Here is a 15338-nt window from a genome sequence, read left to right on the forward strand (position 1 = left end):
TCTGTCACCACGCACCAGCGGATGAGGAACCGAAGTGCCGGGTGACTGGTATGGAAGTGCCCCATCATATCGGGAAGGAACTTTATGCGGCAAGCAAATGCCCGGTTGTCGCCTTGACTTTGCGCCACCCTGCCGATACGATGCCGACCATTGTCTGGCTCGAGCCTGAGCTGTTCCAATGGCGCATCAGACAGTGACCCGCCTGATACTCTCCTTGCTTCTCATCGTCAGCATCGCCTGGCCACCGGTACCGGTACGCGCAGCCGGCCCCTACTTCGAGGACGGGTACCTTGGCCTCAGCCAGACGCAACTCCACGAGAAAATGGGGCTCCCGCAAGCCGTCCGCGACCGCAAGTCGGCTTTGCGCGTCTTTACCTACTACCCCATCGGGGATTGGGACCAATACTTCAAGAAAGTCGTGTCGCCGGAGAACGGAGAGGACGTCTACACGTTCAAGCGGAACAACGTCGACGTCCGCTATTCCTTCAGCTACACCTTCGACCCCAACGACCAGAGTGAAACCAGACCGCTCTTCGTCCGGCTGGTCGACGTCGAATTCTCTCCGCCGGTTCCGCTTGCCAGAATTCCTGAGCTGGTCCCGGAGTTTCGCCCTTCGGAGGATCCGTCGGCTCCCGTGTTTCGATCGAACATCATGCTCCTGTTCTTCAAGGGCGGCCCATCCCCGGATGCCCGCTTCATCGTGAGGGAAAAGGGCAAGGATTCGCTGGATTGGTCGCTGGCCTTTCAAATGTTCGCCCTGCAGGGATTGCCCGACCCATTGACCTCCAAAGCGCTCATCGACCGTATGGAGATCAGCACCCAGAGCCTCCCATTGGTGAAGCTCCGCCAGCGGAACACGCACGACCCGATACTCAACCCCTACAGCAAGGAATTTGCGCAGCAGCCGCCGCCTCCGCCCGCAGTCAAAAAGATTCCGGTCCCCAAATACGCGGATTAAGGTCCCGCACCTGGACGCTCACGATCCCTCCCCCTGCCCACCGGTTTGCCGACACGTGCCGACGGGTCCTTGACGGACTGAAAATTGTTTGTTTAGCATGCATCAGCATATCCTCACAGGTAGCCGACCGAATTTGAAAGGGATCCCGTGACCGATCAAGCCTCAGCCCCCAGTTCCTCGGAGACTGCGCCCGCAGGCAAGCAGGAGACCCCGTTTCTGTTCCAACGCCCAGTCCGGCTCATCATCAACACGTTCCTCGGCCTGTTCCTCGTGAGCCTTATCGCCTTTCGGTTCGTTCCCGGATGGCTGGATCCCGACTTTTCCAAGCACATCGAAAGCCATCGAGTAATGGTCGGCATGACGCGTGAGCAAGTACTCGAAGCTTGGGGCGGCCCCAACACGATGAACGTGAGCCACACCAGCGAGGGACTACGCCGGGAAGAATGGATCTTCGAGGATTGGGAGAGTTCGTCGGTCGTCAAGCACCGCTATCTCTATTTCGAGGAAGGCAAGCTCATCGGCGGACACTTCTCCGGTTCGGATGTGCGCATCCCGATGAAAACCGAACCGGCGGCGGAAAAACCCAAGGGGCATCCCTAGGACAAGCAGGCATCAAGGAAGGCCGGATCTGTGTGCACCGCAACAGCGCCGAGCGGACGGCTTCTCGGACATTACAAGGAAGCCGGCGGCCGTTTCCCGCGACCGGCTATTCGCCCTCGCCGGACATCTCCCTGATCTGCAAACTGAGTCGGCTCAACAGCTCTTCGGCGCGATCCCGCTCCGCCTCCGCCACCATCACGCGACTGGAAAGAAACGGCACGCCGGGATAGAGTCCGCCGACATGCTCGTGCTGTACGACGTAGGCAATCCCATTGCCGTCCAGCAAACTCTTGACCACGGCCAACTCCCCGGCATCCCCCGGTTCCCGCACCGTCACCAACCTGCCCGACTCCGGTTTACCCGTCCGATAGAACATCCGGCGCCTCCGCTCTGCTCGCCCCGCGCACCGCGACCGCATTCCGCACAGCCGCCTCGCGATTCCCACGATCGACTACGTAGATGAACTCGACAGTATCTGCGGGATTCGTTGCAATTCTCCGGGATGCTGACTACACTGAAATGGATGCACCTGCAAGGCAGGCCGCACCGCCGGAGCTTCTAAGGGGTTTCCGTTATCTGAACGCGCCGTTCCTTTCCGGCGCCCCCGGAGACGGTCAACACCCGCTTCCATTCGCGGATCTGATAGACGGCCCACGCTTGCGGCTCATTCTTGTAATACGCGTCCGGATCCTCTCCGGAGGCGTTCAGATAGATCGGTTCCGTAAACCCTTCGTCCAGGACATAGTCCAAGAGACAATCGGTCGTGAACCCTTTGCCCCGCAGTGAAACCTCGGCCAGGAAGTTCAGAATGTCGTCGGAGTTTTGGATGGTGATAGGCTTCATCGACTCGTACGTCGCCGATTGTAGCGATTGAGAAAGAAGGAAGGCAAGCCATGGCAACGAACGCACTCCCGCGGACGGCATTTCAAGAACGGCTTCTGGCACTGATGGATCGCAAACACCATTGGGCCTGGCCGGTCATCATGGGGCCCGGCATCTCCAAGGACCAGCTGCGGATCCACTACCAGCAGGAATACCACGTGTACGTCCGAGATTTTCCCGTACTGCTGGCTCGGGTCCACGGGCAGAACCCGCCGCCTGACGTGCGGCGGATGTTGGCTGAAAACATTTACGAGGAAGATACCGGCGGACTCTCGTTCGGCCGCTCCCATCCCGAGCTGTTCAACGAGATGATGCGGGGGCTCGGGTTTGAGCCTGCCGATTTCGACCGGGCCAAGCTCTTTCCCGCCAGCGCGCAGTACCGGCGATGGCTGGAAAAGGTCACGGCCAGCCGAGACTGGGTGATCGGTGCCGCGGCCCTCGCGGTCTTCGTCGAAGGCAGCGTCAAGGATCGCAAGGAAATCCTGGAACCGTCCAAACCCAAAACAGAGGAAGAGATCGAGGCGTACGTGAACGCGCACCCCTTGGTCTGCCACCATCACATCGATCGCCGTCAGATGGATCTCATCCGCGCCCATCAGAAGGTCGAAGCCGGTCACCGTCAGGATGCCTATACGATGGTGACCACCTATGCCAAGACGAGAGCCCAGCAGAACGCGGTGCTCGCTTGCGTGAAAACCGGACTCCGCCTCTGGATGCGCTATCGCGACAGCATCGCCAAGGCCTGCCGCTTGAAGAACCCCCGATGAACAGCCTTCTCCTCCGGATTATGCTCCTCGTCGGGTTCTTTTGGAGCCTCCCGGCGGACAGTCGCGCGGACGACATGGTACTCGTGCCGGCCGGCGAATTCTTCATGGGGGGAAACGGTGACAGCGAGACACTCCCGGACGAGCAGCCAGCACGGCGAATCTGGCTCGGCGCATTTTTAATCGACCGCTACGAAGTTACCAATCAGGAGTATGAACGGTTCGTTCGGGGCACGGGCTATCCAGCCCCCGCGAATGCCTCTGCGGCAGCGACGCTCTGGGAAGGCACCACTCCCATGCCGGGCATCGAACGACACCCAGTCGTCAACGTGAGTTGGCTCGATGCCGTTGCCTACTGCCGATGGGCCGGCAAACGGCTCCCCACCGAAGCGGAGTGGGAAAAGGCTGCGCGCGGAACGGATGGCCGCAAATACCCGTGGGGACAGGAGTGGGATTTGACCAAGGCCAACAGCGCCAGCTATTGGGCGAAGGACACCGTCCACTTTGCCGACAGCCAAGATTGGGAGAATTTTTGGCTCAAAGGCCGTGGTGCATCCCTGTCCAAAGAAAAGGGCCTCAAGGGTGAGGTGTTGACGATGCCCGTTGGGTCGTTCCCCGAAAGCGTGAGTCCTTATGGCCTGTTCGACATGGCAGGCAATGTCGCCGAATGGGTGCAGGACTGGTACAACCCCAATTATTACCGCACCGGTCCGCTCACCGACCCGCCCGGTCCGGAACGTGGAGCCATCAAATCCATGCGCGGAGGTTCCTGGCTCAAACCGGCTGTCAGCCTGCGGACCAGCGATCGGGATTGGGGCACGATGGACAGCCGCCCCTCCGGCACCGGCATCCGGTGCGCCCGCGACTCATACCAATAGACGCCCACCGCCCCGTACGACTGCGCTCCCAAGGCAAGATTCCACGAGACGGCCGGCTGTCCACTTTTCACGACTTGCTAGGTCATCCTCCCCTTCTCCGCTTATACTGACTGTACTGCCAGACAGCCTCAGTAAGGCTACCAGGAACGATGCATGATGCCACTGCGACTACAGGTCCAACAGGCTCCACTTGCCGTCGTCTTGGCCCTCCTGACCGCTGCCATTTTCCTTACCGACCTCCGCTTCGAATATGGCGTCGCGACCTGGCTGCCCTACTTCATCCTGGCGCTGCCGGTGGCGAAACTCTATGCCCCGCGAATTTTGCTGTTCGCCGTGGCCAGCTGGTCGACGCTGATCCTCGCCAAATTCCTGCAGATGCCGCCGGCTGGCTATGTCGACACCGCCGTTTTCAACCGCGGCATCGCCATCGTCACCCTCTGGACCATGGCCTTTCTCCTATACCGGCACCGCACCCTCGGCCAATTGATCCATGAGGAAGAGCGCCGAGTCAGCGAGATTCTGGACGGGGCCCTCGATGCCGTCATCGCGATCGACCCTCCCGGCCGTGTTACGGCTTGGAACCCCCAAGCGGAAAAGACATTCGGATTCAGCCGCGACGAAGCCCATGGCCGACTGCTCTCGGATCTCATTATTCCTCCGTCCTTTCGTGAGGCGCACGGCAAAGGATTGCAACGGTATGGTGAATCCGGGGACGGCCCGATATTGAACCGCCGAATCGAGGTCGTGGCGCGCCACAAAGACGGCCGGGAATTTCCGGTCGAGCTCTCGGTGATGCCGCTCCGCGTCGGCCGGACAATCAGTTTTTGCGCGTTCGTACGAGACATCACCGAGCGCAAGGAGCTTGAAACCACGCTACGCCGAGCCCGGGAGGTCGCCGAAAGCGCCAGCCAGGCGAAAAGCGATTTTGTCGCCAATATCAGCCATGAAATCAGAACCCCGTTGAATGCGATCTGCGGGACGACCGACCTCTTGCTCTCCACCACGCTTACCGGCCCACAACGCCGCTATACGGAAATGTGCCAGAAGGCCAGTCAGGCGCTGCTGCATCTGGTAACCGATCTCCTCGACTTCTCGCGCATCGAGTCCGGCCGGATGTCGCTGGAGCGCAAACCGTTCGATTTACGCCAGGTCGTGGATCGAACGATCCAACTGATGGGACCCCGGGCCGACGAAAAACGCCTCACTTTGTCGGCGCACGTGGCGGACGACTTGCCGCACATGATTCAGGGCGACGCCTTCCGCCTGCACCAGGTGCTGCTGAATCTGATCGCCAACGCCCTCAAATTCACCAGCCAGGGCTACATCTCCGTCAAAGCCACGCCGGTCGACGGTGAGCGGGATTCCCCGCGCTTTCGACTCAGCGTCAGCGACAGCGGCATCGGGATTCCGCCCGATCAATTGGAGCGAATCTTCGACCGGTTTACCCAGGTCGACAGCGCGGCCAGCCGTCAGCATGGCGGCGTCGGCCTCGGCTTGGCCATTTGCAAGCGGCTGGTGGAACTCATGAACGGCCGCATCTGGGCGGAAAACAACCAGGGCGGCAGTACGTTCTTCGTCGAACTTCCCTTGATCCCTGCGGCGGCAACGGAAGCCGTCGCCGGCGACGGGAGTCACGCGCTGCCGGCAGCCCCCACGGTCACCGCCCCAACTGCTGCACCGTCCCCAGGCCTCCATATCTTGGTCGCCGAAGACTCCGCAGAGTCGCGTGAGCTGATTCACTATTACTTCCAAGGCACAGCGCATCGGGTCGAAACCGTCATCGATGGTGACGAAGCTGTTTCGCGCTACTGTGCCGAAAACTACGACCTGGTGCTGATGGATTTGCAAATGCCCGGCATGGATGGATTCACGGCAACCCGCCGGATCAGGGCCTGGGAGATTGCGCAAGGTCGCACCGCCACCCCGATCATCGCCCTCACGGCGAATGCGTTCCGTGAAGCCGCGGACCAAAGCGCCGCTGCCGGCTGTACCGGATTTCTGACGAAACCGATCGCCCGCGAACTTCTCCTGAGCACGATCGCCCGCTATAGGCCGTCTTCCACGCCCTCCGGCACCGTCGTAACCGCCGGACAACCATCGGAGCGCCCGTGGAACGAGGTCACGCAGCGCATCGACCAGGAGATCAAAGACCGTCGTCCTCAGTTTTTGAAATACCGCCGGAAGGACCTCGCGACCCTGCAAGACGCCGCGGCCCGCGGCGAGTATGAGACCATCGCCCTTCTCGGCCACCGCATGAAGGGACTCTCCGGCTCCTATGGTTTTCCCGAGATCGGCGCCATCGGACGCCGGCTGGAATCGGCGGCCGCCGGCAAGGACCTGGTCGCCATTCAGACTCAACTGGAACAGTTGGCGGCACTTGTGAAACAGGGGGATGAAGCGGCCTAAGCGTTTCACCACCGAGCCTTTGGAGGACGGACGATGAGCATCTTGATCGTCGACGACTTCGACGAAGAGCGGGAACTACTTCAAACGATCTTACGCGGTGCTGGTTTCGGCCCCCTCGTTCCGGTCGGATCGGCTCGGGAGGGTCTGCAGATCTTGGGAGTCGGAAAGAAAATGCGTACGCCGCCGGAGGTCGATTTAGTCCTCATGGACCTGGCGATGCCCGAGATCGATGGTCTGGAGGCCTGCCGCCGAATTCGAGCGGAAGACCGCTTGCAATCCCTGCCGATCATCGTCATCACGGCACGGACGGAGGCTGAAGACATCCAGGCAGCCTACACGGCCGGGGCGACGGATTACATACGGAAGCCCGTCATCCCAGCCGAACTGATCGCCCGGACCGCGAATTCGCTGAGCCTGAAGCAGGAGACCGACGCGCGAAGGCAGCGCGAGCAGGAATTGCTGGAGCGGACGAAAGAGCTGGATCACGCGTTCGAGCAAATGACGCGTCTACACGGCACGTTGCAAATCTGCGCCAAGTGCAAGAGGGTGAAGTCCGAGGGGAGTTACTGGCAACGGATCGAGGACTTCTTACGGCAACACTCAGGCCGAAAAATCTCCGAAGCCGTCTGTGATACGTGCATGCACCAGGCCTATCCCCACCTGAGGCAGACCAAGTAAGACGCGTGTTTGCCGATACGTCTTCGCCTTTGCGTCACGGATGCGACGAGTCCCTGAGCGCGAATTCCAAGGCCTCGATCCGCACCACCGGCATGATCAACCCCAGCCCCTCTTCCTCGTGAGAAAAGTCGTAGATCACCGACTCCTCCGGAATCAGCCGGCCCGCCAGAACCACGTCGAGCTCCACCGGCTTGCCGCCGGCTAACCGTTCCTTGATTATGTTGACCTGTTCCGTTGTCGTCGCGACCAACCGGCCCGGCAAGTCCTCATACTTGAACCGTACGACTCCCCATACCGTCTTGTTCATCTTCGGGCCGAGCACGACGGGAAACCCCTGCTCCTCCGCTTCAAACGCTGACAGTTCCCCCTGCCAGACGAATGCGAGTCGTCTGGAGAGGACTTCGTTGCCCGTCCGTTTGGCGTCCCGGTCACGATTCAGGGCAAACAGTCGCTCGTCATGACCCGGATCGTGGTGCCCTCCGCCGTACAGAACGACCCAATCCGGAGGGGCTCCCTCCAACTCAGTCAGAAAGGCCTCGATGTGGGCCGGCTCCAACAGAAGCTGAGTGTCGGATGGCAGCTCGCGCAAGGCATCCTCAAGCGACGGACGGAGGGGGCGAATCCCGGAGAGTTCTTGAGAACACGAGAGGGAGGGAGCGCTGAAGAGTGCCAGGATGGTGAGAACTAATGCCCACCGAACGCCACGCATGGGAGGGCTAACCCGGAACCTGACCGCGTAACCGGGCAAATTGGTCTTGCAGCGCGCGAACAGCGGGGTCATCCCACCCCACGACACCCAACTCGACGAGCACGGCAATACGAGGGGCTGGATCAAGCCTGGACGATAGCGGTGGGGAGACCGACAGCGTCTTGAGCACTTGAGTATAAACGCCCAGCCAGGATTCGGTCACGGCGCGCAGCCCCGCGTCCGAGCCCTTCATTCTCCCCAACCGCACCTGTTGTAGGAGCTTGATCAGGGGATCAGACTGGGAAATCGTTCCGATCGCGCGGTGAAGTTGTTCTTCGTCTTCGTTCGACATCAGCGGGTGATCCGGTGAAAGCGATGGACGGCACCCCGGCCGTCTCCGTCGGTTAGTTCATCGAACAGGCGCCGGGTCCACGAGGATCGCCGCAGCTCCCGCAAGATCCGCCGCCGGAGGGACTCGACCAATCGCCCGTTGCCCCCACCCCGAATGCAGAAAACTGTTTGTTGAGCGAGGTGCCCTTGCAGGAAGGACAGGCAGGCGCGGCATTGCCCTGGACCAACAGCTCGAACCGGTGATTGCATTGCTGGCAGACGTACTCGAAAATAGGCATGGGTTATACTCCTTGATGACGACGGCATTATAGAAACCCCGAAACCACTTCGCAATCATGAGTCCGCACAGGAGCTTGTACGATGGTTACCGAAGAACGTGAGTTTACGTTTCGCATTTCGCTTGAAGCCCGCTTCCCCGACGACTACGACGGCGCCGACGATGAGTATGCATGGCTGCGCGAATGGGAGACCCGTATCAAGCCCCACCTTCTCAAACAACTCTTTGACTCGCTCCGCCAATATCCGGCCTGGAACGCCCACGTTCGCAATCGCGGGAAATCGCCCCTGGAAGAAATCGAAGTCGCGTTGGAGCGTGACTTCGCCAAGCCACAACTTCCGTTTTGACGCGAGCCAGCATGACGGACCGACCCGAACGGGGCCTTTACATTCACATTCCATTTTGCCACCAACGCTGCCACTTCTGCGCCTTCTATCTCGAGATCCATCAACCCAGACTGACGGAGCGGTTCCTGTCGGCGCTGCTCTCCGAAATGGATCATTACCAAACCAGCCGGCCGTTCGCCGGGCACCCCCTCGATTCCCTCTACTTCGGCGGCGGTACCCCAACGACGCTCTCCTCCGAGCAACTGGCCACCCTGATCCGGGCGGTCAGGGCTCGCTTCGGACTTCAACAGGGCGCGGAGATCACCGTCGAGGCCCACCCGGCCGGCGCATCGGCTGAATCACTGGCCCGCCTTCTGGCCGCCGGGGTGAACCGCGTGAGTTTCGGAGCGGAATCGATGGATCCGCGTGAACTCCAACGGGTAGGCCGGCCCGGCTCCCCGTTGGAGACCGCACAGGCCGTCGGCTTGGCTCGCGCGGCGGGTTTTCACAATATCTGCCTCGATCTCATGTACGGACTCCCAGGCCAGACCCTGCACAGTTGGTCACGCTCCTTGGAAGCCATCCTCCACCTCGCACCGACTCATGTGTCCTGTTACGCCCTGACGATCGAGGAGGGTACCCATTTGCAGGCATCGATCAGGCGAGGCTCCGTACCGGCTCCCGATGAGGGGCTGCAAAACGACATGGAGGAGCGGGCGGAACAGGTCCTCACCGAAGCGGGTTATGTCCGCTATGAGATCTCCAACTACGCCCGCCCAGGTTATGCCAGCCGCCACAACCTGCTGTACTGGACGAACGGCCGGTATCTCGGCCTTGGCCCCAGCGCGCAGTCCTATGTCGGCAGCAGACGTTTCGGAAACGTCGCCGATCTCGACCAATACATGGCCCGTCTCGAGGCGGGAGCATTGCCGGTCACAGAGGACGAAACGTTATCGGAGCAGCAGGTCACAGCCGAACAGGTCATGTTCGGTTTGCGATTGTGCGAAGGCCTGCCGATGGGCGAACTCGAGCCGGCGCTACCGGCAAGGCTTCGCGATCAACTCGACCATCTGCGCCGGGAGGCCCTGCTGGAACGGCATGACAGCCGCCTTCGGTTGACGCCGCTGGGGCGAACGCATTTCGATACGGTGGCGGTGAGCTTGCTGGGAAGCCTCGATTCGAGCCATCAGACAGGTCATTTCTTTCCATTGACTTCCGGATCGGTGCGAGCGGAAACTGAATAGTACAAGCAGGAAGGAATACCCTATGCCCGTCAACATGGACCCGACCAAGAAACGCCGCCGCTTCTCGCAGGCTCAGACCTCCACCGCCGCAACTTCAGATGCCGCAACCGCCAAACCGGAATTCGGCGGTGTGACCGCAGACGATGAGGAAAAGGACTTGGCCGAAGCGGAAAGCAAGAACCTCTGGGATGCGACGGAAGTCATCGACATGGATACGTTTTAACCGGCGCGACCGATCAGGCCGGAAGGAAGAAAAAGGCAATCGCCAAGATCAGGTAGACGCCGAGCAGCATCACACCTTCCATCCAGTGCGACTCCCCGTCCATGGCCACGAACCCGACGATCAGCACCGACATCGTGATTGCCGCCACCTCGAACGGCGTGAACATGAGATCCAGCGGAGATCCGAAGAGATAGCTGGCAAAGACCAAGAGGGGCGCGACCAGCAGCGCGATCTGCAGACTGGAGCCCACCGCAATTCCGAAAGCCAAGTCCATTTTGTTCTTGAGCGCAACCATCACGGCCGTCGAATGCTCGGCTGCATTGCCTACCAAGGCCACAAGAATCACGCCGACAAAGATCTGAGTCATGCCGAGCGCCTTGGCCGCGGGTTCGATGGAGCCGACCAGGAATTCACTAAGCACCGCGATGGCCACCGTCGCAATGATCAGGACCGTGATGGACTTGGACATGGGCCAGGACGCCTCACCATCATCATGGCTCCCCTCTTCCCCTGAGAACAGATGGCGGTGCGTCCGGAGGGAAAACGCAAGGCTCAGCAGGTAAATGAGAAACAGCACGACAGCGATGGCCAAACTCAACTCGTGTTCGATGGCGGGCCCCCGATCCGGCGCGGTGACGTGAAACAACGCGGGCACGACCAAGCCCACTGCGGATAGGAGGAGTAAACTCGCCCCCATGCCGGCCGCGGTTTGATTGAACTTCTGCCGTTCATGCTTGAGCCCTCCCGCCACCATCGATGCGCCGAGCACCAGCAGAATGTTGCCGAGGATCGAGCCGGTCAAAGAGGCCTTGACGACATCGTGCAGCCCTTCACGGAGAGCAGCCAGCGCGATGATGAGTTCCGCGGCATTCCCGAGCGACGCGTTGAGCAGTCCGCCGATGCCGGCCCCGACATGGGTCGTCAGGTGCTCGGTCGCGGTGCCGAGCAAGCCGGCCAAGGGGATGATCGCCAATGCGGATGCCGTAAAAATCAGGATCGGATCGGCGTGTGCGATCTCCAATCCCACGGCGATGGGCACGAAGATCAGTAGCAGATTGAGCCAGGATTCGAGTAGAAATCGCATAGGTCTCCCTTGACTGAGAACGTATCCAATCCATGATCACGGATGATCGACCAGACGCGCTGTTTCACCCCTTTCACCTCTGCGCTCCCCGCACCCTGGAGCTCCTGCTGCAGCGATTTCGCCGGATCCATTTCCGTGACTACATGGCGCTGCGTCTCACCCCGTTGACGGGACTCACCGCGTACCAGGATCGGATGGGCGACAACCATCCGGAATTGGTCACCGCAGGCCGGATCGTCCAAGGTCATGCGGTCGGGGACATCCTCGACAAGGAAGCGGTTGCCTGGATTGACCGGACGCTGGCAGACGAACAATGGCGCCGTCGATGGCATGACGCACTCGCCACGGACCGGCGGTTTCAGCGAGGCCTGTTCGACCTGACCCATGCCATGCGCATCGGACAACACACCGTGCCTGGACCAGCGGCTCTGCTCCGGCTCCTGGATGCGGGCTTCGCCGAAACCCCTTTCGACGTGACGTGCGTCAAGACATTGAGCGGAGCGACGACTGACCTGGCCACAGGTTATGCGTTCGAATACGGCTTGGGTTTGCTGAAAACCGCTGCGGCCGAGTTTCACACGGTCAGCCTGGCGGCCCGGCACCGCCTGGTCGCCGTCACCGATTCGACCTCCCACCACGAGTTGCTCGCCCTCACCCTCGCGCGCGAGGCACCCGCGACGACCTATATCCTGATACGACCCTAGACGTTTTTCATTCACAGGCCGACCGCCGCCTGTTACACTTCGGCCCGACCCATGAGCACACTCACACCCGTTTTCACGCCCGAAACCGAAGAGACGACGGACATCGGCACCGGCGACGACCTCGAAGCGCGGGTAATCGTCTTCAACTGCGATTGCCACACTTATCAACAGGTGATTACGCTCTTCTGCAAGGTGATTCCCGGGATGAGTTCGTCCAGGGCCTTTGAATTGGCCTGGCGCATCGACCACGAAGGACAAGCGACGGTCTATACCGGAGAAAAGAAAGCGGCGGAAGACATCGGGAAACAGTTGGCCTCGGGCGGGCTGCGCGTCTCGGTGCACTAAGCCCGCGCACACCGCCCCGCCCGGCGCGTGGAGGCTCTCGATCGGAAGGGTCAGTGGCTGGACCGTTTCTTCCCCGCTGGCGCCGAGCCCTTTCGGCCGGCGGATTTTGACGGCTTGGCCTTGGCTGGTTTCTGTGAGCCTTTCACTTCCCCATGACCGGCTTTCGCCTGCTTCGCTCCCTTGCCGGTCTGTGGCTGGGCACCCTTTTGCTGCTGGGTTGCGACCGCCTTGTAGTAAGATTTGTTCAGCTTGTTGAGCATGTCCCCGCTGAGCACACGGACCTGGTACAGCTCAAACAACTTGGCGATGGCCTTTGGATCGCCCTTTCGGGCCAAACCCAGCAACCGTCGGCGTTGATTCATTTCTTCTTCTTCTGTGTGAGACGCGGCTCGCCGCTCCATAACACTCCTTTCTACAACCCACTGGCCCTGAACACGTAACCCGGACGAATATCGGAGGAAAGGCGCCGTAGTTTAACAGATTCGGCCCACCCATTACTACAGATTATTCCTGCCGCCCCCCGGTTGTGGAGCAACCCAACCCGTCACTATAATCAATCGAGACTTTCACCCTATCCTTCCAAAGGAGCCGATGCATGCAAGCCAATACGACACAGGACCAAGCCACGGACGTGGCCGACGACCCTCAAGCCCGCGCCTGCCTACGACAGGCCTTTGAACAGACCGCCCGCTGGCAACCTGACTTCAAGGGGTTCACCGCCGATCTCACCGTCAACACCAATGGCAACGCCGTCAGCGGTACGGTGGCCATACAAGGCCCCCGGCAGGTGACGGTTTCCCTGCCCGATCAGGCGCTGCAAAAGTGGGCCGAGGAACAGATTGGAATGATCGCAGTCCATCGCGCGCCCCGCAAGTTCGACGAGGCGGACGGCCGGCATCGGCTGACCTTCGGCGAAGACAGCGAGCATCCCCTCGGCCGGCGCCTCAACATTCACGGGGACGGCATGTCGTCCCACTACCGGATCAAAGGCGACCGCATCACGCAGATCAATCGGGTCACGCCCCACGTCGCGTTCACGATCAATGTGGAAGACAGCATGACGACCCAGGACCAGAAGCACCTCACGACACGCTACACCGTGTACTACTTTGCGCCGCAGGATGCGAAACTGCGCAACGTAGAGAGCTTCACCGACGCGCACGTGCGAGTTGGAAAATCCGATTTGCCCGCGACCCGGCAGATCATCTCCTTTGAGAACGGAGCGGTGCAGGTGCGCACCTTAACCTTCACCAACCATAAGTTGCTGGCCTGATGGACTTACGCACCGGCTTTCCCCGCAGCATGAAGGTGACGCTGGAGGGCTATGTCCATCTCGCGCGCATGATCGACAAATGCCGCGCCGTCCTGGCCCGGACCGAAGGCGAATATATCTATCCTTGCCCGATGGATGATCGGCTGTTGGACTATGCCGGCATTACGGCGGAGCAGTTTACGGCGGCGGTGAAGGCTGACCCAAGCGATGCCGGGGTGGCGAAGTGGTTTCGACGAACCGCCACCCCGCACAGCCCGGCCGAGCTCGAGGAATGGAACCGGAAGCTCCTGACCCGCGGTCCCAGTTCCCCGGACAGCGCAGCCAAGTTCAAGAAGTACCGGGATGCCGCGGACCCTTCCCGAACCGACATCACGGCCTGGTCGGACTTGCAAGACCTCGAAGAAGGCCGCACGGTGCCCAGGCGCCAGGCTGCGACGGGGTCTGCCACGACGTAGCAGGATTGGACAGCGGTTCATCTCTTCTCGCCCATCGCCCGTCGGCAGTATCCGATCAGATTCAATCTCGTCACTGTTCAGATACAGACGACGGGAAGTTGCTCGAGAACGCTTCCGATCAGTTTTGCTTCCCCGTGATTGAGACCGTCTCCATTGATCCAGGGATTCGGCTTGTGCGCTCTATCACTCAGCCTGGATCCTGCGTGCGTGGCAGGCAGCAGGCACACATTTCGCTTTCAGCCTTGGACAGGCATCACATGGTAGTTCACCACCACCAACGGAGGACCTCCATATGGCATTGATTCAAGTCAATCTCGTGCCGGGATCCGGAGATCAACTGCTCACCTTCGACAGCGACACAAATCTAGAGTGGCTGAACCTCACCGCCACCGCCGATCGGTCCTATCTGGATATCCTGGGCGGGTCCGGAGGCTACACGACGACCTATGGTTTCCGATACGCCACTGGTGCGGAGATTTCGACACTCTGGCAACACGCGGGCATTACAAAATTCGGATTGGGCCAGACGGTGCCATTTCCGGCCAGCAATCACGCCTCAATTGAAGCCCTGATCCAGATGATGAATGGTGTCGCTCTGTATCCTTCTGTCACCAGAGGGTCCGTGCTCGTCCAGACCCAGGGTATGATGCAGTTTCGTGGGAGCGGCACACCGACCCCGGCCACGCCCATGAGCGTGGCGCAACTGTGGCTGTTCAAAAATAATCCGAATGGGTCCTACGCGGACACCAATCCCGGCAGAGGCGCAGGGCAACGTTTTCCTGAGATATCCTCGTATCTCGTCAGAAATCGGGTTGCTGCTCCGCTTTCACCCACGTCTCTGGTGACCAGAGGCGGGAAAAGGAAACAGGCCCGTCGAAGCGCGAAAACGTAACCGCTTCGGGACTTTAGACAATGAGGCTCCCTGAGGTAGACACAAACCAACTCAGGGAGCCTCGGTCCAAACGCGACGGGCACCGTTGCGCGTCACCCTCACCTATTGAGCAAGATTCAGATCGCCATCCCTGCCGGACGCGGCGTTTGCGAAGTCCTACTATCACCCTCCATTGATTTGTCGGACACAGAAGCATAGGCTGAAGCTTCCATCGCTGCGGTCGGCTGACGCCCAGGAGGCATTTGTGCCGCCGCTTGCGACCACCCCCTCGCAGTGAGGGTCGGCATGGATGCCCGCTCCCCCCCACCCG

The 15338-nt window shown here is 60.6% G+C and carries 21 protein-coding genes; 14 read left to right on the plus strand and 7 right to left on the minus strand.

The genetic code is table 11. The features are described from left to right. The first annotated feature begins 178 nt into the window (after nucleotides 1-178). Both KF814_02640 and KF814_02645 read left to right on the plus strand, forming a co-directional pair. A complete protein-coding gene (locus tag KF814_02640) occupies nucleotides 179-958 on the plus strand; it encodes a hypothetical protein (GenBank protein ID MBX3235025.1) in 780 nt (259 codons plus the stop codon). A 147-nt stretch (nucleotides 959-1105) separates the two neighbouring features. Continuing rightward, complete coding sequence (locus KF814_02645; protein ID MBX3235026.1) at nucleotides 1106-1558, plus strand: hypothetical protein; 453 nt, start codon at nucleotides 1106-1108, stop codon at nucleotides 1556-1558. A 106-nt stretch (nucleotides 1559-1664) separates the two neighbouring features. On the opposite strand, the gene KF814_02650 is transcribed toward KF814_02645, so the two are convergent. Beyond that, nucleotides 1665-1934 (minus strand): DUF2007 domain-containing protein, encoded by a 270-nt coding sequence (locus tag KF814_02650; protein MBX3235027.1) that lies wholly within the window; start codon nucleotides 1932-1934, stop codon nucleotides 1665-1667. A gap of 182 nt (nucleotides 1935-2116) precedes the next feature. Further along, nucleotides 2117-2401 carry a hypothetical protein gene (locus KF814_02655; GenBank protein MBX3235028.1) on the minus strand — a complete coding sequence of 95 codons (285 nt, stop codon included), beginning with the start codon at nucleotides 2399-2401 and terminating at the stop codon, nucleotides 2117-2119. 50 nt (nucleotides 2402-2451) lie between these two features. Between KF814_02655 and KF814_02660 the strand changes: the two genes are divergently transcribed. The 4 genes from KF814_02660 to KF814_02675 all read left to right on the plus strand — a co-directional run bounded on the left by KF814_02660 (nucleotide 2452) and on the right by KF814_02675 (nucleotide 7166). Beyond that, a complete protein-coding gene (locus tag KF814_02660) occupies nucleotides 2452-3207 on the plus strand; it encodes an iron-containing redox enzyme family protein (GenBank protein ID MBX3235029.1) in 756 nt (251 codons plus the stop codon). Beyond that, on the plus strand, nucleotides 3204-4082 hold the full coding sequence (locus KF814_02665) for an SUMF1/EgtB/PvdO family nonheme iron enzyme (GenBank protein ID MBX3235030.1): 879 nt from the start codon (nucleotides 3204-3206) through the stop codon (nucleotides 4080-4082). Before KF814_02660 ends, KF814_02665 begins: the two co-directional genes overlap by 4 nt. Before the next feature lie 153 nt (nucleotides 4083-4235). After that, nucleotides 4236-6488, plus strand: coding sequence for a PAS domain S-box protein (locus KF814_02670; GenBank protein MBX3235031.1), 2253 nt, complete (start codon nucleotides 4236-4238; stop codon nucleotides 6486-6488). 33 nt (nucleotides 6489-6521) lie between these two features. After that, nucleotides 6522-7166 carry a response regulator gene (locus tag KF814_02675; GenBank protein MBX3235032.1) on the plus strand — a complete coding sequence of 215 codons (645 nt, stop codon included), beginning with the start codon at nucleotides 6522-6524 and terminating at the stop codon, nucleotides 7164-7166. A 34-nt stretch (nucleotides 7167-7200) separates the two neighbouring features. Here the strand turns inward: KF814_02675 and KF814_02680 are convergent, their stop codons facing one another. The 3 genes from KF814_02680 to KF814_02690 form a co-directional block, all read right to left on the minus strand. After that, nucleotides 7201-7755 carry a hypothetical protein gene (locus KF814_02680; GenBank protein ID MBX3235033.1) on the minus strand — a complete coding sequence of 185 codons (555 nt, stop codon included), beginning with the start codon at nucleotides 7753-7755 and terminating at the stop codon, nucleotides 7201-7203. 127 nt (nucleotides 7756-7882) lie between these two features. Next, nucleotides 7883-8206, minus strand: coding sequence for a hypothetical protein (locus KF814_02685; protein ID MBX3235034.1), 324 nt, complete (start codon nucleotides 8204-8206; stop codon nucleotides 7883-7885). Between the two features lie 52 nt (nucleotides 8207-8258). Beyond that, nucleotides 8259-8483, minus strand: a complete 225-nt coding sequence (locus KF814_02690) for a zinc ribbon domain-containing protein (protein MBX3235035.1) — start codon at nucleotides 8481-8483, stop codon at nucleotides 8259-8261. An 82-nt stretch (nucleotides 8484-8565) separates the two neighbouring features. On the opposite strand from KF814_02690, the gene KF814_02695 reads away from it, so the two are divergent. Genes KF814_02695 through KF814_02705 form a run of 3 tightly spaced genes read left to right on the plus strand, consistent with a single transcriptional unit; the run spans nucleotide 8566 to nucleotide 10275 of the window. After that, nucleotides 8566-8829, plus strand: a complete 264-nt coding sequence (locus KF814_02695) for a hypothetical protein (protein MBX3235036.1) — start codon at nucleotides 8566-8568, stop codon at nucleotides 8827-8829. Nucleotides 8830-8840: 11 nt separating this feature from the next. Continuing rightward, nucleotides 8841-10052 (plus strand): radical SAM family heme chaperone HemW, encoded by a 1212-nt coding sequence (gene hemW / locus KF814_02700; GenBank protein ID MBX3235037.1) that lies wholly within the window; start codon nucleotides 8841-8843, stop codon nucleotides 10050-10052. 22 nt (nucleotides 10053-10074) lie between these two features. Then, nucleotides 10075-10275 (plus strand): hypothetical protein, encoded by a 201-nt coding sequence (locus KF814_02705; protein MBX3235038.1) that lies wholly within the window; start codon nucleotides 10075-10077, stop codon nucleotides 10273-10275. Nucleotides 10276-10288: 13 nt separating this feature from the next. Here KF814_02705 and cax read toward each other — a convergent pair whose 3' ends face one another. Further along, nucleotides 10289-11359 carry a calcium/proton exchanger gene (gene cax / locus KF814_02710; GenBank protein ID MBX3235039.1) on the minus strand — a complete coding sequence of 357 codons (1071 nt, stop codon included), beginning with the start codon at nucleotides 11357-11359 and terminating at the stop codon, nucleotides 10289-10291. Nucleotides 11360-11391: 32 nt separating this feature from the next. Between cax and KF814_02715 the strand changes: the two genes are divergently transcribed. After that, nucleotides 11392-12063 carry a hypothetical protein gene (locus KF814_02715; protein MBX3235040.1) on the plus strand — a complete coding sequence of 224 codons (672 nt, stop codon included), beginning with the start codon at nucleotides 11392-11394 and terminating at the stop codon, nucleotides 12061-12063. Nucleotides 12064-12114: 51 nt separating this feature from the next. After that, the gene (locus KF814_02720) at nucleotides 12115-12408 is read left to right on the plus strand and encodes an ATP-dependent Clp protease adaptor ClpS (protein MBX3235041.1); all 294 of its coding nucleotides are present in this window, start codon (nucleotides 12115-12117) and stop codon (nucleotides 12406-12408) included. A 50-nt stretch (nucleotides 12409-12458) separates the two neighbouring features. On the opposite strand, the gene KF814_02725 is transcribed toward KF814_02720, so the two are convergent. Further along, nucleotides 12459-12770, minus strand: coding sequence for a hypothetical protein (locus KF814_02725; GenBank protein MBX3235042.1), 312 nt, complete (start codon nucleotides 12768-12770; stop codon nucleotides 12459-12461). Nucleotides 12771-13003: 233 nt separating this feature from the next. Here KF814_02725 and KF814_02730 point away from each other — a divergent pair, with 233 nt between their 5' ends. The 3 genes from KF814_02730 (at nucleotide 13004) to KF814_02740 (ending at nucleotide 15028) form a co-directional block, all read left to right on the plus strand. Continuing rightward, nucleotides 13004-13681, plus strand: coding sequence for a DUF3386 domain-containing protein (locus KF814_02730; protein ID MBX3235043.1), 678 nt, complete (start codon nucleotides 13004-13006; stop codon nucleotides 13679-13681). Beyond that, nucleotides 13681-14136 (plus strand): DUF5069 domain-containing protein, encoded by a 456-nt coding sequence (locus KF814_02735; GenBank protein MBX3235044.1) that lies wholly within the window; start codon nucleotides 13681-13683, stop codon nucleotides 14134-14136. The genes KF814_02730 and KF814_02735 overlap by 1 nt, the downstream gene beginning before the upstream one ends. A gap of 292 nt (nucleotides 14137-14428) precedes the next feature. After that, complete coding sequence (locus KF814_02740) at nucleotides 14429-15028, plus strand: hypothetical protein (GenBank protein ID MBX3235045.1); 600 nt, start codon at nucleotides 14429-14431, stop codon at nucleotides 15026-15028. The last annotated feature ends 310 nt before the right edge of the window (nucleotides 15029-15338 follow it).

The sequence above is a fragment of the Nitrospiraceae bacterium genome (genome assembly GCA_019637075.1).
In the GTDB taxonomy this organism is placed as follows: domain Bacteria; phylum Nitrospirota; class Nitrospiria; order Nitrospirales; family Nitrospiraceae; genus JAHBWI01.